Genomic DNA, 23,012 nt, shown 5'->3' with positions numbered 1-23,012 from the left:
ATCAGGTTTTGGGGCGACACCGCTTAGACCGACCGATACGGCCCGAGTCGCGTGCCGTCGAGCAGATACGCCTCACCGTCGGCCAGCCCGTCAGGAAGAAACGGCGAGAGAAACTCCTGGCCCTCGACATTGATCCACGTGCCGCCCGAGCGGTGGTTGAACGCTGGAAACACGACTAGGTCACCGTCTGGGGTTGCGTCCGGAACCGCTTCGGCGAAGGCCTCGGGTGCGAGTTGTCCACGGAGCCAGGCGGGTTCCATTCGACTCCCGCCGACGCTGTCTTCCAGCCTGACGACGGGGTGTTCGTGGCCCTGACAGACAATTTCGGCGTCGAGCACATCCGGCGCAGGCCAGGTGTGGCCGTGGACGAACCCAATCGGCCCGATGCGTGTTCCCTGCGAATCGGTGACTGTAATCTGGTGGTCGATATCCTCGATGAACCCCTCGATGTCGCCGTCGTGATTGCCCTTGACCAGCGTCACCGGAACAGCAAGCGCAGCAAAGAGGTCGCGTAGTTCGTCGCGTTCGCTGTCCCACGGTTCTCCGACGGCGTGGAGCAAGTCCCCGATGATGACGAGCCGGTCGGCGTCAGTTTCGGCCAGCAAATCGAGCACGCGGTCGCGGCGTTGATCAGCCTGAGAATCCAGTTCGACCCCCTCAACGCGCAGGACGCTCTCGATACCGGCGTGGTAATCAGCGATGAGTAACAGCGTCTGCTCGCCAGTGTGGGCAACAGCAGCGCGTTCGTCGGGGATCGGTTCGACCGACATCAGATCGGCTTGAGGTGGTCGTCGTCGGGCTCGTAACACTGCCCGTCCATCAGCGCGCCCTGAATCGCCTCCTCGGTCGCCTCGCTGTCGAGACCGTAGCGCTCGTCCATCGCCGCAATCAGGTCCTCGCGGGCTGCGCCAACACCGTCGTCCAGCTCCGCCATCAGGTCGACAACTGCCTCTTGTGGGTCGTCGACAGCGTCTGCCGACTCACTTTCGTCTGTGTCAGACTCTGCGTCGCTCTCGTCTGCACCCTCCACAGTCGCTGTTGTCTCACTGGCAGTCTCGGCTCCGTCGCCGGGTTCGTCCTCGGCTCCGTCGTCGGTTTCCGCGCTGTCTGCTTGGGCTGCCGTCTCGTCGGCAAGTTCCTCGGGGTCCGGCGTGTCGATATCGGCGTTGCCGGGGTCGTCGACCTCTGACCCGGACTGAAATTCGGTGCCGAATTCTTCTTCGATTTCTTCGCGAGTGTCCTCCTCCAGCTCGAACTCCTCGGGCTCGAAGTCCCCGAGTTCGTCAGCGTCGCCCTCACCTGCGGCACCGGTCTCACCCGACGCGTCAGCGGCCGAGCTATCTTCGGACGCAGGCTCCGACGAGGAGTCAACCGCTGGCGAGTCGGCCTCCGCAGACACGGCTGACTCGCTCTGCTCCTCGTCGGTCTCAGTCGTGGCTGTCGGTTCTGGCTCCGGTTCAGGGTCTGACTCCGATTCCGGCTCCAGTTCAGGGTCTGACTCTGATTCCGGCTCCGGTTCAGGGTCTGACTCCGATTCCGGCTCCGGTTCAGGGTCTGGCTCTGTGTCATCCAGTGAGTCAGGTTCTGACGCTTCAGTCCCAGACGCTGCCGTCGATGTTGATTCGACCACTTCCGTTTCGCTCGTCTCCGCCGACGGTGCCGTCTCCGTGTCCGTCTCAACGTCAGCGACTGGTGATGTGTCAACGTCTGCGTCGTCGCCGGGAAGGGTGAGTTTCGCGGCGAGGTCGGCGACGGTCATATCGCCACCCGCGTCGGGTTGTGTGTTGAACTCGACCACTTCGTCGGCCTCGCCTGCAACGACCCGGGCCGCGTCGAGTGACAGTTCGTACAGTGTATCGAGATAGGTCGGTGTGGGGTCGTAGTGCTCGATTGCGAGCGCAATCCCGTGGGCGAGTCCGTCCTCCGAGCCGCGGGCGCGCAGTTCCGCGCGAAGGTCATCGGATTCGACTGTCTGTGCCGTCGTCATCCAGCGAATCCGGTCGACAGTCTGTTCGGCTGTCTGGACGGTCCAGCGGTCTCGTGTTTCGGCATCAACCTCGCTGATCGACTCCGGCCGAATCGAGGTGAACACCTGGTCCGAATCGTCGGGCTGGAAGGTCCGTGCTTTGCCCGTGACGGCAACAAACGCTGGTGGGTCGGCCCGTTCGAGGAAGGCCTGTTCGTCGGGCTGGTACTGGCCCGCGTACAGCACGAATGCGCCCGTCGGGTCGACAACACGAGCGCGGAGCACGTCCTCACTGACCTGCTCGATTTCAGTCAGGACGCCGACGACGAACAGCCGATTCGCCCGCGCGCCGGTCGGTGTGATTACGTAGTTTGGTGCCCGCTCCTCGTCGCTCTCGGAGAAATCGTAGTCAGCACCCTCGAACTCGGCGGCGAAGACGCGGTAAGCAACCTCGCGCTGGCCTGCGCCGCTGCCCTCAGAGCCACTCATGACTTGACCTCCGAGAGCAAGCGACGAGCACGTTCAGCTGGGTCCCCAGCGTGTTCGACAAACTCCGCGGCTTCGAGGTTCGCTCCGAAGTCGTCGACGGTCAGCGACCCCCGGACGCGGTACTCACGGCCGACGACGCCATCCGCAATCTGGTCAGCAACAACCTCGCGGTCCATCGCGTCGCGGGCGTGCTCTTTCGCCGCCTCAAGTCCACCGCCGTATACCTCCGCAGTCAGGTCGTCGTCGAGGATGACCGTCACGGTGCCAGTGCCATCGTCGAGGATTGCTTTCGTGCGAAGGTCATCTTCGCCCTCGACTGCGCCGTGGCTGCGACACTCCCCGTTTTGAGTGACGCGGCCACACTGCGGGCAGCGCTCGATGAGGCCGGAGCCATCGCGAATTTCGACGACGTTGCCGACCAGTTCCACGTCGTAGAGCCCACCGCTCTCGATAGCCTCTCGAATCGAGTGCCGAGGTGCTGTCTCGGAAATTTCGATATCGCGCGACAGCGACGTGACCGTCGAGAACTCTGAGATGTTGACCGAGGGGACACCGCGGAACTCCCGAACGAAGGCGTCTTCGATCCGAATGGTCTCGCCGGCCGCCACCTCATTTCGTGGTTCCCAGTCAGTGAAGGGAAGTTTCCCCGTCTCGTCGGCAAGTTCGCCACTCAGAATCTCTGTCTCACCGTCGCGGCCGTCGATGGTTTTCGACTCGGAGTCGAGAATTTCTGCTTCGACAGTGATACCGCGGTCGCCCGGCGTGAGTTCCGCCAGCGTCACCTCACCGCCCACGTCGAAGGGGACTTCGAGCGTCGAGTCGTCACGTTCGACTGTCGTCGACTCTCCGAGGTTCAGTTCGGGTTTGTCGTCCCACTCGCGGACGCCAGCGTTGCCGATTGTGAGCGTGTCGCCGGCCTCGAACCCGAACTCCTCCCACGAGGTGTAGGAGATTTTCCCCGTCTCGTCGGCCACTTCGCCTTCGAGAATGACGTGTTCCTCGTCGTTGTACTGAATCGAGCGTTTCCCTCTGGTCAGGACGCGGACCGTCACGGAGACGTTGCTGTCGCCAGTCGAAATCTCCTCGATGGTTTTCGTGGTGACTCCGCTTGCGCTGCTGTCGCTGCCATCGCCGTACTTCCGGCGAAGACTCTGTTTGGCTTCTTCGACCGGAACGCTGTAGGACAGCAGGTTGTCGAGATCGTCTCTGACCTCCTCTTTGTCAACGCCGAGGTCGGAGGCGAGTTCCTCGGCATGTGCTTCGAGCTCCATATCTCCCGGTTCGGCCCCCACTCCTAAAATCGTTCGTCCTCCCCCAGGACCGAACATAATCGGGACAGAGGTTTCGGTAGCTGGTCTGCTGTGTGAGAATATGTACCCGGAACTGGACCTCCAAGACGAGTCCGTCGATGCGTACTACGAACAGATTGTCGACGCAGTTCAGGCGTCTTCAGGACTCACCATTCTGGCCGACGAAGACCCAACAATCAGTCTTCGACGGTACGAAATTGAACATCGCCAGCAGTTACGGTGGGAGGTCGACACCGATGGAAGCGACTGGCAGGTCACTGTTGAAACGGCCGGCGAGATGGACGAATCACGCCCTGATTTTGATGTCCGGTCGATCCCACCACAACGCCGGCACACGGTGCTGACTGAAGCCTTCGACGCATTGACGCCGGATAGCGGCTTCGTACTGGTCAACGACCACGACCCCAAGCCGTTGTATCACGAACTGCGGTCAATATACGGCGACGTGGTCGACTGGGAGTACAACAGCCGCGGCGGCGAGGAGGGCTGGCGCGTCGAAATCACCAAAACGGCCGTCGGTGATGAGACTGACAGCGACGTGTATACGAAATTCGACGTCCGAGAGATTCCAAAGCCCGAGCGCCACCCGACAATTCACCACCGGTATGGTATGCTGCCCGAGGGTGAAGTGATGGAAATCGTCGCTCCACACGAGCCCCGACCACTGAAAGGGGAGTTCGACGAACAGTACGGCGACTCCTTCAGCTGGGAGGTTGTTGAAACGGAGCCGAACATGTGCCGCGTCCAGATCACGAAAGGCGGCGAGGACTCTCCTGACATCGAGGTGGCACGCGAACTCGATGTCCGCGACCTGCCGCCGGCACAGCGCCACGAACAGATCTTCGAGGCGTACGACGAACTCGACGAGCAAACCGGTTTCGTGCTGGTCAACGACCACGACCCAAAACCACTGTACCACCAGTTCGAGGCCGAGGCTGGCCCGGAATTCTACTGGGAGTACAAAAAAGAACAGCCCGGCGAGTTCCGCGTACTAATCGGCAAAGCTGAGGATGGGGTAGCGAGCGCCCCCGAAGAGACACAGGGAGCGCCGTTCTGAGTGCCAGAGACTTGGTCGTGAGAAACTGAGCCAATACGTTTATTTCGCCGCCTGAACGAGTTCAGAAGGAATGCTACAGTGTCCCCACTGTGGCTCCCCAGCCGACAGCCCGAAGTGTCCAAACTGCGGGCAGTCCTTCGAGGCCCTCCCCGACCCAGCGCGCACTACCCCAGAAAACGGTGCTGAGACACCGCCAGCAGCCGACGAACCGGACAAGATATCCAACGGTGAACGCCCCGACCAGCCTGCAGCCGAAGAGTCGCCAGAGACTGACGGGGTGAGACTCAGCCGCCGAGCACTACTCGGCGGGGCCGGTGCATCCCTTGCTGTCCTCGGTGCTAGCGGCGCTGGCTGGTGGTATCTCCAGGACGGCGGCGAGGGGAACCAGGTCGTGAAGTCCTACGTCAACTCGATAGCTGCGAACGACTGGGCGAGAATCGCCAACCTGTATCACGATGACGCGCCGCTGATGAAACAGATCGAAGAGGACGCGGACTTCGACAGCTACGAGGGATATCTCAGGCAACGAGAGAGACTGGAACGGTGGGAAACGCTCGACCCGACATTCCGAAACACTGTCGAAATCTTTCACATAACCGACGTCACCCGGGAATCACAGGAAAAACTCCGGCTGGGGATCGAAGGGAGCGCTGTGGAGACAATCGACGAATACAGGCGCGTCGTCGCGTTCGCTTCGGTATCAGTCGACGTGCTCAGAGACGACCAAGAGGACATCGCAAAGTACTACGACAACGGCACTGAGAAGATGGCATTTCCGTGTACCGTTGTCCTCGCAGACGGAAGTTGGCAGCTATGGACCGGTCGCCTGTCGCCATTGTGAGTATCCAATCGGTCCCAACGATTATCTACGGCTGGTCCCCGAACGCAGATAATGGCTGCACTAGAAGAGATTCGTGTCTACCCCGTCAAGGGACTCGACGGAATTAGTCTCGACCGCGCGGAGATAACCGAGGGTGGCACCCTCGCCTACGACCGGGAGTTCGCACTGTTCGAGGACGGAGAGATAATCAACGCGAAAGACAGCGAGAAGTTCCACGAACTCTCGACAGTCTTCGAGCCGGAAACCAGAGCGCTCCACGTGAGCGCACCGAACGGTTCGGAGTTGTCCTTCGCGCTGGGAGACGAGGCCGAGCAACAGCGCGCACAGGAGTGGTTCAGCGAGTACTTCGGGATGGAGCTGCGACTTCGGCGAAACACCGACCTCGGCTACGTCGACCGGCGACGGATGGGCCCGTCGGTCATCAGCACGGCAACGCTCGAGGCGGTGGCGTCGTGGTTCGAGGACCTCTCTGTAGCGGGAGCACGGCGACGATTGCGAGCGAACGTCGAGGTGTCTGGCGTCGAACCATTCTGGGAAGACCGCTTCGTCGGCGAGGACGCCCCCGCATTCACCGTTGGGAGCGTCCAATTCGAGGGTGTCACGCCGTGTGCGCGCTGTGTCGTCCCACAGCGAGACCCCGACACCGGCGAACCACTCGAGCAGTTCCGACAGCGATTCATCGAGAAGCGCCGTGAGACCTTCCCCGACTTCGCCGACGAGTCGGCGTTCGAGCACTTCTATACGCTGATGCTCATCAGCCAGATTCCCGAGGCCGAGCGGTCGAAGCCGCTGGTCGTCGGCGATACTGTCGAGCGAGTGACAGCGTAGCGGCCGCGCACCCGCAGTTTTTCGTACGGGGGCCTCGATAGGGAAGACGATGACAGCAGAGGACACAGATTACTTCGACCGACTGGTCGATGTCGACGCACTGGCCGAGTTTTTGACCGACAAGCTCGGGCCGACGGAGGACTACGACGTTTACCGCCACGAAGAGGGGCACTCGAACGAGACGCTGTTCGTCGAATGGGGGGGCAGAGAGCTCGTCATCCGGCGGCCGCCGCCCGGCGAGACTGCGGATACGGCCCACGATGTGCTCCGAGAGTACAAGGTCATCGACGCCTTGCAGGAGACGGACGTACCCGTCCCGCCAACAGTCGCCGCCACGGACGACCACAGCATCATCGGCAGTGATTTCTATGTGATGGACCGGCTTCGGGGGGAAGTACTGCGCGACGCAGAACCTGAGACGTTCGCCAACGAAGACGACCGGCACCGAGTCGGGACCGAACTCGTCGACACGCTGGCCTCGATTCACGAACTCGACTACGAAGCTGTTGGACTGTGCGAGTTTGGTCGGCCGGAGGGATACACGCAACGACAGGTCGACCGCTGGGGCAAACAGCTCTCGTGGGCCTTCGAGGTAACCACCGACGAGCGGGAGGTGCCCGTCCTCAGAGAAGTTGGCGACTGGCTTCAGGAGAACTGTCCCGAGGAGCACCCACAGACGCTGGTCCACGGCGACTTCAAACTCGACAACGTGATGTTCAGTTCCGAGTCGCCAGTCGACCTGATTGCGGTCTTCGACTGGGAGATGTCCACGCTCGGTGACCCACGGGCAGACCTGGGCTGGATGCTCTCCTATTGGCGCGAGCAGAGCGACCAGACGACCGACCGCGAGGAGTTTGTCAGCACGTTCATGACACACCCCGACTACCCGAGTCGAACGGAACTCGTCGAGCGGTGGGAAGACCAGACTGGCTACGAGTTCGTCCACGAGCGGTTCTATCGCGCGCTCGCGGTGTACAAACTCGCGGGTCTCGGTGAGATGTTCTTCCGGCGGTATCTCGAAGGCAACTCTGACGACCCGATGTATCCACGCATGGAACAGCAAGTCCCAGAACTCGCAGACCGTGCGCTCCGAATTATCGAAGGCGAAGAGCCGCTGTAAACACAGACTCAGGCAGGGTTTTCACGAGAAACTGACCAGTTCGAAGCGACTTGGCGGCCGGGCTGGGTGAAGTCGTCATGAAACAGGTCCAAAGGTACAAGCCCGATGGCGTCTCACTGTTTGCATATGCATACCCGGACAGCAGTCGTCCTCGCGGCCGGAAAAGGAACGCGGCTGCAACCGTTAACCCAGAACCGGCCCAAACCGATGCTTCCGGCGGCAAATCGCCCGATACTGGAACACGTTCTCGACGCACTCGTCGACGCGGGAATCGAACGAATTGTCCTCGTCGTCGGCTACCGCCGCGAACGAGTCCAGAGCTACGTCGGCCCGAGCTACCGCGACACGCCTGTCGAATACGTCGTTCAGGACAAACAGTTAGGCAGCGGTCACGCATTGCTCCAGGCAGAGTCGGAAATCACCGAGCCGATGCTGGTTGTCAACGGTGACCGCCTCATCGAACCGGCCGCAATCGAGGCCGTCGAGACTGCGTTCGCTGACTCTGACCGGCCCGCTGCGATGGCGGTGATCGAACGTGACGAAGCCAGTCGGTACGGCGTCGTGTCGCTCGATGGCGACGAAGTGGCCGAGTTAGTTGAGAAGCCAGAGACACAGGGCCATGGACTGATCAATGCTGGCATCTACGCCTTTGAAGAGAGCATTTTCGACGAGATTAGCGCCACCACCAGACAGTCCGGCGAACTGGCGCTGACAGATACGATTCAGCGACTCGTGGAGCGTCGGGATGTGACCGGCGTGCCAATCGACGGGCTCTGGGTCGACGCAACCTATCCGTGGGACCTGCTTTCGGTCGCACAGGAGGTGCTCAGCCGTGGACAGACGAGTGAACCAGAGACCAAGCCGGGCGTGTGGGTAGACGACGACGTCAGTATCCACGAGGACGCAACGCTGCAGTCGCCGGTGGTAGTCGGTCCAGACTGTGAGATTGCCGCCGGTGCCGTTGTCGGCCCAAATGTTGCACTCTCACGCAACGTCACTATCGGCCCGAACGCAACCGTCGAGCGGTCAGTCCTCGACGAAGACAGTCGTGTCGGCCACGGGTCGACGGTCATCGATTCTGTGCTTGGTCAAGATACACACCTCGGTGCTGGCACAGTTATTCCCGGCGGCACAGGCGATGTCCGCGTCGGGAACCAGGTCCACGAAGAGCAACATCTCGGTGCTGTGCTCGCAGACCGTGTCAAAGTCGCCGGCGGCGTCTCCTTCGAGACTGGTGCCCTCGTCGGAACAAAAGCGAAAATCCGAACGGGTGCACACGTCCGGGGCCACATTCCAATCGGCGCGGAGGTGGTTCGGTAATGTGTGGCATTATCGGCTGTGTTGGCCGGGGCGACGAGACGCTCGAGACGCTCGTCCACGGCCTCGAGAGTCTGGAGTACCGCGGCTACGACTCCGCTGGGGTCGCGCTCGGTGGCGATAGCTTCGGTGTGTGCAAGACCAGCGGCGAAATTGAACAGCTCCGCGCAGCGCTCGCTGAGCAGTCACTGTCGGGCTCGGTCGGTATCGGACACACTCGCTGGAGTACCCACGGGCCCCCAACCGACGAGAACGCTCACCCACACCAGGACTGTACGGGCGAGGTTGCCGTTGTGCACAACGGCATCATCGAGAACTACCAAGAGTTGCGCGACGACCTGACAGCGGCGGGCCACACCTTCAAGAGCGAGACCGACACCGAGGTTGTCCCTCACCTGATCGAAGACGAACTGGCCAGTGGCGCTGCCCCCGAGGCTGCAGTCAGGACAGCAGTCTCACAGCTCGAAGGAAGCTACGCTATCGCCGCGATTGTCGACGGCACTGACGCACTGTTTGCGGCGCGAAACGACTCGCCGCTGGTGATTGGTGTCGGCCTCGACGCGGAAGGTACCGGAAGCACCAACCTCGCCAACGGCCCCTATTTCATCGCCAGCGATGTCCCGGCATTCCGGAAGTATACCGCGCAAGTGATCTACCTCGAAGACGGTGAGTTCGCCCGACTGGACGGCAGTCTCACCGTGACCGGTGCTGACGGCCAGCCTGTCGAGAAGGCTGTCGAGACAATCGAGTGGGACCCTGAAGAGACGGGCAAGAGTGGCTACGACCACTACATGCTCAAAGAGATTAACGAGCAGCCTCGGGCACTCAGGCAGTGTCTCCGCGGCCGCGTCGACGAACTTGCGAGCACGGTCGACGTGGAATCGATTGGCGACCTCGACCCGTCAGGAATCCAGTTTGTCGCCTGCGGAACCTCGTATCACGCCGCGCTGTACGGGAGCCAGCTGTTCGAGCAAGCTGGCGTCCCGTCCCAGGCGTATCTCGCCAGCGAGTACGCCAGCTCACCACCGCCGATTGGCGACGACCTCGTCGTGGGAATTACCCAGAGCGGCGAGACAGCAGATACCCTCTCGGCACTCCGAGAGGCAAAACAGCGCGGCGCGGAAACACTGACCGTGACGAACACCGTCGGGTCGACTGCCACGCGGGAGTGTGACCACGCGCTGTACATCCGCTCTGGCCCGGAGATTGGGGTCGCAGCAACCAAGACCTTCGCTGGTCAGCTCGCGGCGCTCAATCTCTTTACGCTCGCCACCGTCGAGGACAGCCAGCGCCGCTCGTCGGTCATCCCCGCACTACGGGACCTACCCGGCGATATGCAGAGTGTGCTCGACAACTCGACAGCCGCCGAGGTAGCCGAAGAGTACGCAACCGCCGAGTCGTTTTTCTTCATCGGCCGACGCTACCAGTACCCCGTCGCGCTCGAAGGAGCACTGAAGCTCAAAGAGATCAGCTACGAGCACGCCGAAGGGTTCGCCGCAGGCGAACTCAAACACGGCCCGCTGGCGCTGGTCACCGACCAGACGCCGGTGTTCGCGCTGGTCGTCGGTGACGGCCCCATTGCCCGCAAGACTGTCGGTAACATCAAAGAAGTACAGGCCCGGGACGCGCCGGTCGTTGCCGTGACTGACGGCCAGAGCAACGCGGCCACCTACGCGGACCACGTGCTCGAAATTCCAGAGACGAACCCGCGGGCGGCGGCGCTGCTCACGAACGTACAACTGCAGTTAGTTGCGTATCACGTCGCCGACAACCTCGGCCGACCGATCGACAAACCGCGAAATCTCGCAAAAAGTGTGACTGTCGAGTAGGGCAGATTAGCTCGTGGCTCGGATGTGAGCCGGCTTCGCGATGACGGTCTTTTCCTTGCCGCCGTCGGTGATTTCGACTTTGTAAGCCTGGCCCTGTTCGCCGAGGACGGTCCCGACTTCGCCGTTGAATCGCGGGTGGAACCGGCCTTCCTGGACGCTCGGGTCCAGCGAGAGGTGCACGGTGTCGCCGGCGTCGAACTCCTCGACGGCCTGCTGTGGCGGGGAGGTGCCCTGGTCTCGTGGGTCGTTCTGAAGTTTGTGCCGGGTGCCCTGCTGTGGTCCATTTGAGTTTGGCATTCGTAGGGCCTTCTAATCCAGTCGGCGTTATAAAACGTGCGTTCCGTCCTTCGGCAGTGTTCGATGGGTTCAAGTAAGGTGACTGGATATCTGGAGGTGCGGGCTCGTAGATCAGTGGTAGATCATCCCCCTGGCACGGGGAAGGCCTCGGGTTCAAATCCCGACGAGTCCACTTCCTCACTTCGTTCGGTCGTTCCCTCGTCGACCTTCGCAAACGCGTAGCGTTTGCTCAGTCCCGACGAGTCCGCTGGAGCGAGCTTTTGCGAGCGAGAATGGTCAAGGCCGGGATTTGAATCACGCAAGACGAGCGTAGCGAGTCTTGCAATCAGGTTCAAATCCCGAGAGACACCGTCGGCGTCTCTCGACCTTCCCAAAACCTGCGGTTTTGCTCAGTCCCGACGAGTCCACTTCCCCACTTCGTTCGGTCGTTCCCTCGTCGACCCTCGAAAACGCTGCGCGTTTGCTCAGTCCCGACGAGTCCATCGGAGCGAACTTCACCATTGCTGTATCGCAGTGGTGAACAAACAGTTTCTCGGATGCACACGCTAGGGGCTCTGGAATCGAGCATATTCAAAAGTAAATATCGGCTAGGGTAGTTGTTATACTGGTCCCTGCAACGGTAGGGCATGAATTTACGCCAGACAATCAATTCCGTGCAAGCACACGAAAAAGAGCTGGCGCTTTTCAACATCGATGCTGACGAGCGGATAGACGAAGAACTGCGATCGTTCTTCCGGACGCAAAATGTCCGAATAACCACCGCACAGACTGCGTCGGGCTGTCCCGAAGAGATTGCAGTCTTGGCTGCTGGCGAGACAGTGCTCGCAGTTGTCGAGGTCGAGACACTCCGCGAACTCGTCGACGGAGCGGGGGCACAGTCACGTCGGCTCGGAGTCACAGATACGGCCTACAGCGAGGTGCTCTCACATCTCAAAGAGACGACGTTCACCTCGTGTGAGACAGCCGATATGCTCTATGCTTCCCGCGAAATCGAGGACCGCGCCCGGCGAAACGGAACAGGCACAGTCCACGCCGGCTTCCAGCGGTGCTCGACTATCGTGTCCCAGCAGGCAATCTACGAGGACCTGAGCCGAACAGGAGTCAGCGTGCACGCGTACGGCGTCCCCGACGTGACACCCCCAGAACTCGCCGGTGGTCAGGTGCACGCAGTCGGCGGCGAAATCGCCGACCTGTGGTTTGTCGTCTACGACGGCGGCAGTGAGGAAAGCCAAAAGAGCGCGCTACTCGCCGAAGAAGACAGTGCGGGGAGGTTCTACGGCTTCTGGACCTACGACAGCGCAATCGTCGATAGCGTCTGTCAGTACCTCACCGAGACGTATCTCGGTGGGAACGGACAATTTCCACAGTTCAGGGCCTGAGCAATCGACAACAGAGACCAGGTGAGAGCGCAAACCGCCGATGTCTATTTAATTCAGTGATAAATTATCTGAACTGATAATTCGGTCGGTGTCTCTATATACAAGGTTAGGGCTATCAGTCGTATGGAGAACGAGCCAGATCGTACTAAACAATCCGCTAAGGCATATGAGACCGTCGAGTGGGAGGATATCTCCGAGAAAGAGCAGGCTCAGTCGTCGGAGTACGGGCGGGAAGACTTCGGAAAGGGGGAGATGAACAAGCAGTTAGACGTCGACGGGTTACTGCAGGAAATCGACCTCGATTCGGCAGAGATAGCGTGGCGGAAGGATTTCATCGGGTTCGATAGCGAGGACGTCCAGCGACTCCAGAACTATCAGGGTGCATTCGCGGCGAACGCCGACCAGGTAGCTGAAGACTTTTACGAGAATATCACGGACCACGAGCAGACTGTCGAGATAATCGGGCGTTCGCCGAAGGGGCTCGAACAGCTCAAACGAACGCAGTCGGCGTATCTCGTTACCCTCGCCGAGGGCGACTACGGCGCAGACTACTTCCGAGACCGGGCACGCATCGGCAAGATTCACGATATGCTCGAGATGCCGATGAAGCACTACCTCGGGCAGTACAGTGTCTACTACGACCTGATTCTCCCACTGGTCGGTGACCGACTCGTCGATTCGATGACCGACAGGGTCGTCGACACCGTTGCGGAGGAGCAGTCCGAAGCAGACCAGGAGAGTGCTGGCGGGGACGTATCACGCTCGGAAATCGAAGCAGCCGTCGAGGAGGAGGTCACCGACACGATCGAGGATATGCTGTCGATTCTCCGGATCATCAATCTGGATATGCAGGTCGTCACCGACACGTACATCCACTCGTACAGCCAGCAACTCGAGGACGAGATCGGCCGCAACGAGGAGCTAATGACCGGTGTCGAGGCCGAGCTTCGCGACCCCATTCAGGACCTGCAGACCACCTCGAGCGACGTCGCAGAGAGTGCAACCAAGATCAGTGACGCGGCACAGGAGCAGTCCGAGCGGGTCGAGGAAATCTCCTCGGAGGTCTCGAACCTCTCTGCGACTGTCGAAGAGGTCGCGTCGACTGCCGACCAGGTCGAGAGTGCGAGCCAGCGGGCAGAGTCGACCGCCGAAGAGGGGAAAGATGCCGCCGAGGATGCTGCGAGCGTCATGAACGACATCGGTGGCGCAGTCGACGAGGTGACCGACGACGTCGACGCACTGCAAGACCGCGTGCAGCAGATCGACGAGTTCGTCGACGCCATCGACAACATCGCCGACCAGACGAACATGCTCGCATTGAACGCCTCTATCGAGGCCGCCCGCGCGGGAGAGGCGGGCGACGGGTTCGGCGTCGTTGCCGACGAAATCAAGGCCCTCGCGGAGGAGTCACAGCACCACGCCAGTGACATCGAGACGATGGTCGAAGAGATTCAAAACGAGACCGAAGCGACGGTCGAAAACCTCTCCCAGACCACGACCCAGATTGACCGCGGAACAGAGCGCGTGCAGGACGCGATGGGCAACCTGACCGAGATTGTCGAGGCAATCTCGGAGACAGCCAACGGTATCAGCGAGGTGTCGGAGGCGACCGACGACCAGGCGGCCGCAGCCGAGGAGATTGCCTCGATGGTCGACGAAGTCGTCGGACAGACCGACCGCGTCGCAGACGAAATCGAAGACCTGGCCGCCGCCAACCAGGAGCAGGCCGCGATGGTGACCGAAGTCGAAACCTCCGCCGCACAGCTCTCCAGCACGGAGGCCAAGACAGACGGCGGGGCGAGCGTCGGCTCCGACGGCGTCTCGATTCCCGGCGACTTGCCAGACAACATCCCCGACTTCGTCATCGAGATGCTGTCCGAGGAGCAACTCCACAAAGTTGCTCGCGGAGAGATCAAGCCCGACGACGTGCTGTAACGTCGGTGGTGAACCGAGAACTCCCTCCAGGTGATTGTTGGCAACACTGCTGACCCGCCGTGAGCGCGTTGTCTCGTCCCAGTAGCTGGAACAACAGAGGAACCTGAGCACTGCAGACGGTATCGAGGGGGGAGTCGGGTATTCGTTCTCCGAACGTGGTTCCAGTCCCCTGACGTTCACACTCGGTCGTCTCGACGTCCTTCGGTACAATTATCCCCGCGCTTGCCTACATATAGAGTATGACAGCACCCATTAGCGAACAACTCCCGGCTGAGGAACTACGGGAGGATGGACAGCGAAAGATGGAGTGGGCACGCCAGCACATGCCGATTCTCAAATCACTGCGTGCGGATTTCGAGGCGAACCAGCCCTTCGCGGGCGAGCGCATCGGAATGGCGATGCACGTCGAAGCGAAAACGGCGGTTCTCGCGGAGACACTCGCCGCCGGCGGTGCGGAGGTAGCCATCACTGGCTGTAATCCACTCTCGACACACGACGACGTGAGCGTTGCACTCGACGCCATCGACGGCGTCACGTCCTACGCCAAACGCGGCGTCGACGACGACGAGTACTACGACGCGATGGAAGCAGTCATCGACCACGAACCGACAATCACCGTCGACGACGGCGGTGACCTCGTCTTCGCAATCCACGAGGACCACCCCGAACTGATCGACACGATTCTGGGCGGGTGTGAGGAGACCACCACGGGTGTCCACCGACTGCGCGCGATGGACGCAGACGGCGCGCTCGACTACCCGATGTTTGCGGTCAACGACACGCCGATGAAACGACTGTTCGACAACGTCCACGGCACGGGCGAGTCCTCACTGGCCTCGATCGCGATGACGACGAACCTCTCGTGGGCCGGCAAGACAGTTGTCGTCGCTGGCTTTGGTCACTGTGGGAAAGGTGTCGCGAAGAAGGCCTCGGGCCAGAACGCGGACGTTATCGTCACCGAAATCGAGCCACGGCGGGCGCTCGAAGCCCACATGGAAGGCTACGACGTGATGCCAATGCAAGAGGCCGCCGCCGAGGGTGACGTATTCATCACGACGACCGGCAACCGAGATATCATCGTCGACGAGCACTTCGACGTGATGGACGACGGAGTCGTCCTCTCGAACGCCGGCCATTTCGATGTCGAGGTCGACCTGAAGGCGCTCGAAGCGAAGGCTGTCGACAGCTACGAAGCCCGTGAGGGAATGCAGGCCTACGAGATGGACGATGGCCGGCGGATTCACGTCCTCGCTGAGGGTCGACTGGTCAATCTCGCCGCGCCCGTCTCGCTGGGTCACCCGGTCGAAGTGATGGACCAGAGCTTCGGGATTCAGGCAGTCTGTGTGCGCGAACTGCTGGAAAGTAGCGACGAGTACGCGGCTGGCCTCCACGAAGTCCCAGACGAACTGGACCGGGAGGTTGCAGAGATCAAACTCGACGCCGAGGGCGTCGAGTTCGACGAGCTAACCGACGAGCAAAGCGAGTATATGGACTCCTGGCAGCACGGAACGTAACCACCTGCCGTGTCTTTTTGTAGGTCGGGACCAGAGTGTGAGACATGACACTTACGCTGTACCGACTGGAGGGCTGCCCGTTCTGTGAACTCGTCGTGGACAAACTGGATGACCTCGGACTGGAGTTCGAGAGCGTCTGGGTCGAAGGATTGCACTCACGGCGCGACGAAGTCAAGCGAGTCTCCGGCCAGCGCGCCGTTCCAGTGCTCATCGACGAAAATCAGGGCGTGACGATGGCCGAGTCCGAGCGCATCAACGAGTATCTGGAAGCGAGTTACGAGTAACCTACTCGCCGCGGGCGTCGTCGATTTCTTCGTCGCTGAGACTGTGTGGGTCGAGTCCAGGGTCTTCGACGCTCGGTGCACCGATTGCGAGAACAGTTCCCCCGTCTTCGCTGGTGCAGCGGTGGCCGTGGCCGATCATCGTCGAGGCGACCCACGCAGTCCCCGGCCCTGCCTCGATGAACTCTGCCTCGCCGGAGCGGCCGAGTTTCAGCGAAAACTCGCCCTCAAGCACGTAGTAGATTTCCTCCTGTTCGGAGTGGGCGTGGTACTGAATCTCCTCGTCTTCCTCGAAGTACCACAGTTTCAGCGAGACGTTCTCGGTCCCCAGCGCCTCGTCGAGCGCACGAATATCCAGGTCCGGCGGAATCTCTGCAATCTCCGAAAGGTCTGTGACCGGTACGTCCTCTGTGTCGGTGACATTGTACTCCATACGAATTGAGCCACGACGGGAGGGCCTAAATAGCTACGCTCGGCCACGACGAACAACGAAGCTTATGCCGCCTGACCCTCGGCGGTCTAGTATGAGCGATAATCGGCCGAAGCGGTCCCGACGGAAGCTACTGAAATACAGTGGTGTTGCCGTCGCAGCGGCACTTGCAGGCTGTAATGCGCCCAGCACAGACAGCGAGACAGATGGCAACGACAACCCCCCAGAAGACCCAGCAGCAGAGTTCGAGCTTGCTGGCGAAGGCTCGGTTGGGTTCCGGCCGTGGCTCAACCCGGAGTACACCCTCGAATCACCAACCGAAGGCGAGCAAAGTCAGCTCTACCAGTTCATCGACTACGGCCTGATTCCCGAGGGTGAGATGAGCCAGCAGGTACAGCGGCGAGAGAACTTTGCCGACCGGATTGGCGTCGAACCGACAAACATCCAGCGCGAACTGCTACTGGGTCCAATCGAGGGGAACCTCCCCTACAAGATACTGTTTGGGTCGTTCGACGCCACGGCACTCGCCACCACCTTCGAGAACACCGGCTTCGAGCGGACGAGCGAACCCGGCGACTTCGTCGTCTTCGACGGGCGCTTCGCAATCAGTGCCGACGCAATCATCGAACACCCAAACTGTGTCAGCCTCATCGAGCAGCACGAGGCAGGACAACAGCCCTTCGAGGGGTACGACGCGGAGATGCAGTTGCTCCTGGACTTGATTCCGGCTGGCCCGCAGGCCACAATCAGCAATCGCGGCGATATCGACGACATCGTCCTCGACGGGCTGACGATTCTCGAAGTGGCCGGACCAACTGCGACCCACGGTATTCGAACGCTCGTGTTCACCGACGAGTCCGCCGCCACACTGGAGCGTGCTCGTGAAATCGACATCGATAGCTCGGTTCGGAACACGGTGCTCAGCGAGGAAATTCACGGTCGGGTCGCGATGATCGAATCGCGGCGAGAGGAGTAGTTACAGCTGGTCGTCGAGTTGCGCCTGTGCCGCCTCGAAGTGTGTCGCCTCGACAGTAATTTCGTCGGTGTGGTCGGCCGCGGCAGATGGGTCGATTTCTGTCGCGACGTCTCGAACTGCGCGCATCGACGCCTCGCGAACGAGTGATTCGAGTTCCGCACCCGAGTAGCCCGCCGTCTGCTCGGCCAGCGCCTCGATATTGACATCCTCGCCCAGCGGCGTGTCCGCCGTGTGGACGCCGAGAATTTCGACACGGGCCGCCCGGTCAGGGTTGGGCACCTCGATATGCTGTTCGAGTCGGCCGGGCCGGACGAGCGCCGGGTCGAGGTGGTCGTAGCGGTTCGTCGCCGCGAGAACGACCAGATTCGGGTGGTCGGCCGCCCGGTCCAGTTCGGTGAGCAGTTGGGAGACAACGCGTTCAGTCACCTCGTGACCCTCCCCGCGTTTGTTCGCGACAGCGTCGATTTCGTCGAAGAAGACAATCGTGGGTGCGGTCTGTCTGGCGCGGTCGAACAATTCTCTGATTGTCTTTTCTGTTTCACCGACGTAACGGTCGAGCAGTTCTGGTCCGGCGACGCGGATGAAGTTGACGCCGCTCTCACCGGCAATCGCTTCGGCCAGCAGGGTCTTGCCGGTGCCCGGCGGGCCGTACAGCAACACACCGGAAGGCGGGTCGGTTGCGGCGGCGTCAAATAGCGGGCCGTAGGAAAGTGGCCACTCGACGGCCTCTCGAAGTTGCGCTTTCGTCTCGGCAAGCCCGCCAACGTCGGCGAACGTAGTGTCCGGTGATTCGGCGACGTACTCGCCCATTGCGGAGGGGTCGACGCCTGTGAGTGCAGCCTCGAAGTCCGCAGCCGTGACCGAGAGGGTGTCGACGGTATCGCCCTCCTCGTCGGAGTCTGAGCGTTCGATGCGGCGTAACGCCACCATCCCAGCTTCGCGGGCCAGTGAGCCGATATCAGCACCAACGAAGCCGTGGGTGCGGTCTGCGAGGGCGTCCAGGTCGACATCCTCGGCCAGCGGCATGTTTCTGGTGTGGACAGCGAGGATTTCGCGTCGGCCCTCCACGCCAGGCACACCGATTTCGATTTCGCGGTCGAAGCGCCCGCCACGGCGCAGCGCCGGGTCGATGGAGTCGACGCGGTTGGTCGCGCCAATGACGATGACTTCTTCGCGTTCTTCGAGGCCGTCAAGCAGTGTGAGTAACTGTGCGACAACCCGGTTTTCCATATCAGCGTCCTCGTCACGCGCGCCAGCGATGGAGTCGACTTCGTCGAGAAAGAGAATGGCGGGTGCGTTCTCGCGGGCACGCTCGAAGGCAGCGCGCAGTTGTTCCTCTGATTCACCCTTGTACTTCGAGACGATTTCGGGGCCATCGATAGTCTCGAAGTAGGCGTCAACTTCGTTGGCGACAGCACGGGCAATCAGCGTCTTTCCAGTCCCCGGCGGGCCGTACAGGAGCACGCCTTTGGGCGGGTCGATGCCGAGACGAGTGAACAGTTCTGGCTCCGACAGCGGCAGTTCGATCATCTCCCGCACCAACTCCAGTTCCTCGTCGAGGCCACCGATATCCTCGTAGGTCGTGTCAGCCTCTGTGTCGTCTTCGGCCTCGGCGTCGTCGGGTTCAGTCTCCGTCGGCGAGGCAATGTCCGGGTCGACGCTGACACTGGTCGAGCCGACAATGCGAACCGAGCCAGTGGGGGTGGCTTCTGTCACGACGTAGGGGCCGTATCCCTCGATTCGAACTTGCTTGCCGACGCTGACGAGACGGTCACGCAGGCGTTTTCCGAGTACCTGCTCGGCGGGCGCGTCGTCAGCATGTTCACTCGCGGGCTGGAGCGTTACCTGGCGGGCGTCCTCGACGGACGCTTTCCGGACGTGGACGCTGTCGCCAATGTTCACCCCGATACTCGCGCGGGTGTCGCCGTCGATTCGGATGACCGCTTCGGCGTCGTCGCTCGGCCAGACCTTCGCGACGGTCAGCTGGTCGGCTTCGATGATGATTGGGTCACCGCTAAGTACGCCGAGTTGGCGCTGGGTATTCGAGGAGAGGCGGGCAATGCCACGGCCAGCGTCGCGCTTGCGAGCACCCTCGACGCGGACCTCGACGGCTCCGTCACCGGCAGTCATGGCTCGGCGTAAGGCTGGCGGGCAGTTAAGCCCACCCGACTGTCTCCGGAGTAACGACTATATCAGAGACTGACAGAAATACAAGTATGGTCACGACCACGACGCGGGAGGAAACGACCTGGTACGAGTGTGAGACCTGTGGCATGTTGTTCGACGTCGAGGAGGACGCTCGCGAACACGAACGCAACTGCGACGAGGAAGACCCCTCGTATATTCAGTGATCGGCCGGCACGAGTTCGGCGGAGTGCTCGCTGAACTGGTCTTCCTCGAAGACGAACACCCGGCCCGAGAGGTCGCTCTCGACGACGATTTCGTCGCGCAACCCGCCGCCACGAACCGTGACGCCGGGAAACAGCGTCGTCTGCTCGTCGGCGTCGAGAAGGACGCGGCCCACGCCAGTGCCCTCGAGGATAGCCGCGTCCGTTCGGCGCTCGTTGACGTACAGCAGGACACCGCTCGTTTCGGACTCGTCGACGACGAGGACGTGCGTATCTTTTCCCGGCGTCGTCTGGTAGGGCGACTCCGCCACCGTCGGCACGCCACGATAGAGAATCTCTCTGCCGTCAGTGTACTCGACAGCAACACCCTCGTCGAGCAGTTCGACCGACAGCGTATCCGGCGCAACCTCCTCGAACCCATCCATACCTCGAAGTTGCCCGCCGACGGTAAAAACGACGCTGGTCTGGTGAGCGCGTGACCAGCCCACAATCATCACAGGTAAGTGCTGTCGTGTGAGAGAGTGAGACAGGATGGACGGGCAGGCAAAAGCACCAGCTGCGGGGACGGTCCTGAACGCGCTTGCGACCGGAACCGGTGCAGCCTTTGCAATCGAGGAGTACACGACCGCAACCGTCGAACTCGACGACGCGACCGGCGTAACAGGGCACATCGACGGTGTCGACGACGGCGATACACGGCTCATCGAGCGCTGTGTCGAACTCGTCGCTGAGCGCTTTGGCGACGGTCAGGGTGGCTACGTCGAGACGGCGAGTGACGTGCCGATGGCCTCCGGCCTGAAATCGTCGAGCGCCGCTGCGAACGCGACGGTGATGGCAACGCTTGCGGCCCTCGGTGCGACCGAGAGAGTCAGCCGAGAGGACGCTGCTCGAATTGGTGTCGAGGCGGCGCGAGACGTTGGCGTCACTGTCACCGGAGCGTTCGACGACGCGAGCGCGAGTATGCTCGGCGGCCTGACCGTCACGAACAACGACGAGGACGAACTGCTCGCGCGAGACACGCCAGACTGGGACGTGCTCGTCTGGACGCCACCAGAACAGTCCTTCAGCGCTGACGCCGATGTCGAGCGCTGCCGACAGATTGCGCCCATCGCGGAGGTGGTGGCTGACCTGGCTCTCGACGGGCAGTATCACGAGGCGATGAGTATCAACGGACTGGCCTTCTGTGCGGCGCTTGGCTTTCCAACTGAGCCGATGATGGAAGCGATGGACGCCGCGGGCGTCTCGCTGTCCGGCACCGGCCCGAGTTTCGTCGCCGTCGGCACGAGCGACCAACTTGCGCCCGTCCGTGACCGCTGGGAGCGCCGCGAGGGGACAGTCTGGCTGACACACACACAAACGGAGGGAACACTGACAGATGTCTAACAACGACGACACGCTCGAGGGAGGTATCGACCCACAGAACATGAGTCTCGACGAACTCCGCACCGAAATCCGCGGGATTGACCGCGAAATTGTGGAGCTAATCGCCCGGCGGACCTACGTCGCCGACACTATCGCAGAGGTCAAAGACGAACAGGGACTGCCGACGACCGACGAACAACAGGAACAGCAGGTCATGAACCGTGCTGGCGAGAACGCCGAGCAGTTTGATGTGGACGCCAACCTCGTGAAGGCGATTTTCCGCCTGCTGATCGAACTGAACAAGGTCGAACAGCGCGAGAACAGGTAGACGCACCTCCGTCGAGACCGTCATCTCGAGCAGGCGCTTCGAGACGACGCTGTTCCGTGGTAGCAATAAAATGGAGGAGCCGTCGTCAAGCCGTCTCGCGCGCTCCGGGCGTGAGCGTCGACAGGACAGTCGTGGCCACGTCTCGGGCAGACTGCTGTTCAACCCACGGAGCGCAGACAGTTTTCTCCACGACTCGATCAGTGGGAGAATCCCCAGTGTCGTTCGGTGTCATTGTCTGATGACAGCCCGAGAGGGACTGTTCGCCGACTCCGTTGGAGTTCGGTTGACTCCATCAGGAGTGGCGTCTCACGTCGGATAAGCCTTGGGTGAAGCAAAGGCGACAGTTCCGCCACATTTTACACTGGAGACCATAATCTCCAGAGAAGAGATGCCATCGGTGGTTCTGCTGGCCGGCGCCTTTCTCATCTCGTTTGTCGTTGCAGCGGTCACCGGTGCGAGCAGCGTCTCCGTCTCGATGGCACCGGCAATCGGGTCAAACTCTATTGGCGTGCTCCGAGGAGCGTTCGTGGTGGGGGCTGTCGGCTTCGTCGGTGCCGTCGTCCAGGGTGCGGCGGTGACACGCGGCGTGGGAACGAAGGTCGTCTCAGGACCGATCAACTTCGAGATGGGGACGGTCGCGTTGCTCGTGATTGGACTGTACGTCGGACTGGGCATCTACTTCGAGCACTCCATCCCTGTGGCGTTCTCAACGTTCGGTGCCGTTGCCGGAGTCGGGCTGGCAGCGGGATACAGCCCCTCTCTCGATTACTGGTCGCTCACGCTCACGTCGTGGGTAGCCTCGGGAATCGCTGCCATTGGGCTGGCGTACGCGATGGTGCTGCTCATACGGCGATACGTCCCCGTCTCGGACCGGATGGACCAGGCGATAGACAGGGCGGTCCTGTTCGCGGGAATCGTCTTCTCGTTCATCGGCGGCGGCAGTCAGGTCGGGCTGGCGGTCGGACCGCTGGTCGGCACGGTGAGTGAGCTCGGCTTCGGAATCTTGCCGCTGGTCGCGTTCGGTGGACTCGGAATTACGGTGGGGGCGTGGGTCAAAAGTCCAGTCATGCTCCAAGCCGTTGGCCGGCAGTACGCCAGCCTCGGCCAGCGAACCTCGCTGGCAGTCCTGCTAACTGCGATTCCGATGGTACAACTCATCGCAAATACGCTCGGCGTGCCGATATCGTACAATCACATCATCATCAACAGCATCGCCGGCTGTGGGTTCGCCGGGGCGGGAAGCGGCGTCGATACGCGCAAATACCTCGGAACGCTCACGAGCTGGGTCCTGACACTGTTCGGTTCGACCGGGACGGCGTACCTGTGCTATCTCACACTTACATACGTCTGACAGAACTGGACGTTCAGTCAGTTTAAGTCGGACTTACGCCAGGATACTACTAGG

General features: G+C 61.4%; 22 protein-coding genes and 1 tRNA gene. 16 read left to right on the top strand and 7 right to left on the bottom strand.

The window, feature by feature from the left end:
• Nucleotides 1-23: 23 nt before the first annotated feature.
• From ACMGFM_RS06180 to ACMGFM_RS06170, 3 genes are read right to left on the bottom strand one after another with little or no spacing between them, the layout of a single operon-like run.
• On the bottom strand, nt 24-770 hold the full coding sequence (locus tag ACMGFM_RS06180) for a metallophosphoesterase (RefSeq protein WP_436901567.1): 747 nt from the start codon (nt 768-770) through the stop codon (nt 24-26).
• Nucleotides 770-2,455, bottom strand: coding sequence for an RPA family protein (locus tag ACMGFM_RS06175; RefSeq protein WP_436901566.1), 1,686 nt, complete (start codon nt 2,453-2,455; stop codon nt 770-772). The genes ACMGFM_RS06180 and ACMGFM_RS06175 overlap by 1 nt, the downstream gene beginning before the upstream one ends.
• Entirely contained in the window at nt 2,452-3,726 is a 1,275-nt protein-coding gene (locus ACMGFM_RS06170) for a Single-stranded DNA binding protein (RefSeq protein WP_436901565.1), read from the bottom strand. The genes ACMGFM_RS06175 and ACMGFM_RS06170 overlap by 4 nt, the downstream gene beginning before the upstream one ends.
• 100 nt (nt 3,727-3,826) lie before the next feature.
• Here ACMGFM_RS06170 and ACMGFM_RS06165 point away from each other — a divergent pair, with 100 nt between their 5' ends.
• From ACMGFM_RS06165 to glmS, 6 genes are all read left to right on the top strand, one after another.
• A complete protein-coding gene (locus ACMGFM_RS06165; RefSeq protein WP_436901564.1) occupies nt 3,827-4,822 on the top strand; it encodes a DUF2249 domain-containing protein in 996 nt (331 codons plus the stop codon).
• 70 nt (nt 4,823-4,892) lie between these two features.
• Nucleotides 4,893-5,663, top strand: a complete 771-nt coding sequence (locus ACMGFM_RS06160; RefSeq protein WP_436901563.1) for a nuclear transport factor 2 family protein — start codon at nt 4,893-4,895, stop codon at nt 5,661-5,663.
• A 51-nt stretch (nt 5,664-5,714) separates the two neighbouring features.
• A complete protein-coding gene (locus ACMGFM_RS06155; protein ID WP_436901562.1) occupies nt 5,715-6,491 on the top strand; it encodes an MOSC domain-containing protein in 777 nt (258 codons plus the stop codon).
• Nucleotides 6,492-6,540: 49 nt separating this feature from the next.
• Complete coding sequence (locus tag ACMGFM_RS06150) at nt 6,541-7,611, top strand: phosphotransferase family protein (RefSeq protein WP_436901561.1); 1,071 nt, start codon at nt 6,541-6,543, stop codon at nt 7,609-7,611.
• Between the two features lie 126 nt (nt 7,612-7,737).
• Nucleotides 7,738-8,931, top strand: coding sequence for a bifunctional sugar-1-phosphate nucleotidylyltransferase/acetyltransferase (gene glmU, locus ACMGFM_RS06145; RefSeq protein WP_436901560.1), 1,194 nt, complete (start codon nt 7,738-7,740; stop codon nt 8,929-8,931).
• Nucleotides 8,931-10,757 (top strand): glutamine--fructose-6-phosphate transaminase (isomerizing), encoded by a 1,827-nt coding sequence (glmS, locus tag ACMGFM_RS06140; RefSeq protein WP_436901559.1) that lies wholly within the window; start codon nt 8,931-8,933, stop codon nt 10,755-10,757. Before glmU ends, glmS begins: the two co-directional genes overlap by 1 nt.
• Before the next feature lie 6 nt (nt 10,758-10,763).
• Here the strand turns inward: glmS and ACMGFM_RS06135 are convergent, their stop codons facing one another.
• On the bottom strand, nt 10,764-11,054 hold the full coding sequence (locus ACMGFM_RS06135) for a 50S ribosomal protein L21e (protein WP_436901558.1): 291 nt from the start codon (nt 11,052-11,054) through the stop codon (nt 10,764-10,766).
• A 100-nt stretch (nt 11,055-11,154) separates the two neighbouring features.
• Between ACMGFM_RS06135 and ACMGFM_RS06130 the strand changes: the two genes are divergently transcribed.
• The 5 genes from ACMGFM_RS06130 to ACMGFM_RS06110 all read left to right on the top strand — a co-directional run bounded on the left by ACMGFM_RS06130 (nt 11,155) and on the right by ACMGFM_RS06110 (nt 16,166).
• Nucleotides 11,155-11,226 (top strand) — tRNA-Ala (locus tag ACMGFM_RS06130).
• 454 nt (nt 11,227-11,680) lie between these two features.
• Entirely contained in the window at nt 11,681-12,433 is a 753-nt protein-coding gene (locus tag ACMGFM_RS06125) for a DICT sensory domain-containing protein (RefSeq protein WP_436901557.1), read from the top strand.
• A gap of 252 nt (nt 12,434-12,685) precedes the next feature.
• Nucleotides 12,686-14,368, top strand: a complete 1,683-nt coding sequence (locus ACMGFM_RS06120; RefSeq protein ID WP_436901742.1) for a globin-coupled sensor protein — start codon at nt 12,686-12,688, stop codon at nt 14,366-14,368.
• Nucleotides 14,369-14,607: 239 nt separating this feature from the next.
• Nucleotides 14,608-15,882: an adenosylhomocysteinase gene (locus tag ACMGFM_RS06115; protein ID WP_436901556.1), complete on the top strand. Its 1,275-nt coding sequence runs from the start codon at nt 14,608-14,610 to the stop codon at nt 15,880-15,882.
• A gap of 44 nt (nt 15,883-15,926) precedes the next feature.
• The gene (locus tag ACMGFM_RS06110) at nt 15,927-16,166 is read left to right on the top strand and encodes a glutaredoxin family protein (RefSeq protein WP_436901555.1); all 240 of its coding nucleotides are present in this window, start codon (nt 15,927-15,929) and stop codon (nt 16,164-16,166) included.
• 1 nt (nt 16,167) lies between these two features.
• Here ACMGFM_RS06110 and ACMGFM_RS06105 read toward each other — a convergent pair whose 3' ends face one another.
• Complete coding sequence (locus ACMGFM_RS06105; RefSeq protein WP_436901554.1) at nt 16,168-16,596, bottom strand: cupin domain-containing protein; 429 nt, start codon at nt 16,594-16,596, stop codon at nt 16,168-16,170.
• A gap of 91 nt (nt 16,597-16,687) precedes the next feature.
• Here ACMGFM_RS06105 and ACMGFM_RS06100 point away from each other — a divergent pair, with 91 nt between their 5' ends.
• Complete coding sequence (locus ACMGFM_RS06100) at nt 16,688-17,569, top strand: twin-arginine translocation signal domain-containing protein (RefSeq protein WP_436901553.1); 882 nt, start codon at nt 16,688-16,690, stop codon at nt 17,567-17,569.
• Here ACMGFM_RS06100 and ACMGFM_RS06095 read toward each other — a convergent pair whose 3' ends face one another.
• Nucleotides 17,570-19,699 (bottom strand): CDC48 family AAA ATPase, encoded by a 2,130-nt coding sequence (locus tag ACMGFM_RS06095; protein ID WP_436901552.1) that lies wholly within the window; start codon nt 19,697-19,699, stop codon nt 17,570-17,572.
• A gap of 86 nt (nt 19,700-19,785) precedes the next feature.
• Here ACMGFM_RS06095 and ACMGFM_RS06090 point away from each other — a divergent pair, with 86 nt between their 5' ends.
• On the top strand, nt 19,786-19,920 hold the full coding sequence (locus ACMGFM_RS06090; RefSeq protein ID WP_436901551.1) for a DUF7128 family protein: 135 nt from the start codon (nt 19,786-19,788) through the stop codon (nt 19,918-19,920).
• Here ACMGFM_RS06090 and ACMGFM_RS06085 read toward each other — a convergent pair.
• Nucleotides 19,914-20,342: a DUF5796 family protein gene (locus ACMGFM_RS06085; protein ID WP_436901550.1), complete on the bottom strand. Its 429-nt coding sequence runs from the start codon at nt 20,340-20,342 to the stop codon at nt 19,914-19,916. The two genes, ACMGFM_RS06090 and ACMGFM_RS06085, sit on opposite strands and share 7 nt — an antisense overlap.
• Nucleotides 20,343-20,448: 106 nt before the next feature.
• On the opposite strand from ACMGFM_RS06085, the gene ACMGFM_RS06080 reads away from it, so the two are divergent.
• From ACMGFM_RS06080 to ACMGFM_RS06070, 3 genes are all read left to right on the top strand, one after another.
• Nucleotides 20,449-21,300: a shikimate kinase gene (locus ACMGFM_RS06080; RefSeq protein WP_436901549.1), complete on the top strand. Its 852-nt coding sequence runs from the start codon at nt 20,449-20,451 to the stop codon at nt 21,298-21,300.
• Entirely contained in the window at nt 21,293-21,607 is a 315-nt protein-coding gene (locus tag ACMGFM_RS06075; RefSeq protein WP_436901548.1) for a chorismate mutase, read from the top strand. The genes ACMGFM_RS06080 and ACMGFM_RS06075 overlap by 8 nt, the downstream gene beginning before the upstream one ends.
• A 388-nt stretch (nt 21,608-21,995) precedes the next feature.
• Nucleotides 21,996-22,958 (top strand): inorganic phosphate transporter, encoded by a 963-nt coding sequence (locus ACMGFM_RS06070; protein ID WP_436901547.1) that lies wholly within the window; start codon nt 21,996-21,998, stop codon nt 22,956-22,958.
• Nucleotides 22,959-23,012: the final 54 nt, after the last annotated feature.

This window comes from Halovenus halobia (assembly GCF_051414135.1).
Taxonomy (GTDB): domain Archaea; phylum Halobacteriota; class Halobacteria; order Halobacteriales; family Haloarculaceae; genus Halovenus; species Halovenus halobia.
Note: the sequence above shows the minus strand (reverse complement) of the source record. Positions and strands in the feature narration are given on the sequence as shown.

Bases quoted from the DNA above. Each gene is read 5' to 3' on its own strand.
- ACMGFM_RS06175 (WP_436901566.1), bottom strand. From the start codon at position 2,455: ATGAGTGGCTCTGAGGGCAGCGGCGCAGGCCAGCGCGAGGTTGCTTAC.
- ACMGFM_RS06105 (WP_436901554.1), bottom strand. From the start codon at position 16,596: ATGGAGTACAATGTCACCGACACAGAGGACGTACCGGTCACAGACCTT.
- ACMGFM_RS06135 (WP_436901558.1), bottom strand. From the start codon at position 11,054: ATGCCAAACTCAAATGGACCACAGCAGGGCACCCGGCACAAACTTCAG.
- ACMGFM_RS06100 (WP_436901553.1), top strand. From the start codon at position 16,688: ATGAGCGATAATCGGCCGAAGCGGTCCCGACGGAAGCTACTGAAATAC.
- glmS (WP_436901559.1), top strand. From the start codon at position 8,931: ATGTGTGGCATTATCGGCTGTGTTGGCCGGGGCGACGAGACGCTCGAG.
- ACMGFM_RS06115 (WP_436901556.1), top strand. From the start codon at position 14,608: ATGACAGCACCCATTAGCGAACAACTCCCGGCTGAGGAACTACGGGAG.
- ACMGFM_RS06120 (WP_436901742.1), top strand. From the start codon at position 12,686: ATGAACAAGCAGTTAGACGTCGACGGGTTACTGCAGGAAATCGACCTC.
- ACMGFM_RS06075 (WP_436901548.1), top strand. From the start codon at position 21,293: ATGTCTAACAACGACGACACGCTCGAGGGAGGTATCGACCCACAGAAC.
- ACMGFM_RS06180 (WP_436901567.1), bottom strand. From the start codon at position 770: ATGTCGGTCGAACCGATCCCCGACGAACGCGCTGCTGTTGCCCACACT.
- ACMGFM_RS06165 (WP_436901564.1), top strand. From the start codon at position 3,827: ATGTACCCGGAACTGGACCTCCAAGACGAGTCCGTCGATGCGTACTAC.
- ACMGFM_RS06155 (WP_436901562.1), top strand. From the start codon at position 5,715: ATGGCTGCACTAGAAGAGATTCGTGTCTACCCCGTCAAGGGACTCGAC.
- ACMGFM_RS06110 (WP_436901555.1), top strand. From the start codon at position 15,927: ATGACACTTACGCTGTACCGACTGGAGGGCTGCCCGTTCTGTGAACTC.
- ACMGFM_RS06085 (WP_436901550.1), bottom strand. From the start codon at position 20,342: ATGGATGGGTTCGAGGAGGTTGCGCCGGATACGCTGTCGGTCGAACTG.
- ACMGFM_RS06160 (WP_436901563.1), top strand. From the start codon at position 4,893: ATGCTACAGTGTCCCCACTGTGGCTCCCCAGCCGACAGCCCGAAGTGT.
- glmU (WP_436901560.1), top strand. From the start codon at position 7,738: ATGCATACCCGGACAGCAGTCGTCCTCGCGGCCGGAAAAGGAACGCGG.
- ACMGFM_RS06125 (WP_436901557.1), top strand. From the start codon at position 11,681: ATGAATTTACGCCAGACAATCAATTCCGTGCAAGCACACGAAAAAGAG.
- ACMGFM_RS06170 (WP_436901565.1), bottom strand. From the start codon at position 3,726: ATGGAGCTCGAAGCACATGCCGAGGAACTCGCCTCCGACCTCGGCGTT.
- ACMGFM_RS06150 (WP_436901561.1), top strand. From the start codon at position 6,541: ATGACAGCAGAGGACACAGATTACTTCGACCGACTGGTCGATGTCGAC.
- ACMGFM_RS06090 (WP_436901551.1), top strand. From the start codon at position 19,786: ATGGTCACGACCACGACGCGGGAGGAAACGACCTGGTACGAGTGTGAG.
- ACMGFM_RS06080 (WP_436901549.1), top strand. From the start codon at position 20,449: ATGGACGGGCAGGCAAAAGCACCAGCTGCGGGGACGGTCCTGAACGCG.
- ACMGFM_RS06095 (WP_436901552.1), bottom strand. From the start codon at position 19,699: ATGACTGCCGGTGACGGAGCCGTCGAGGTCCGCGTCGAGGGTGCTCGC.
- ACMGFM_RS06070 (WP_436901547.1), top strand. From the start codon at position 21,996: ATGCCATCGGTGGTTCTGCTGGCCGGCGCCTTTCTCATCTCGTTTGTC.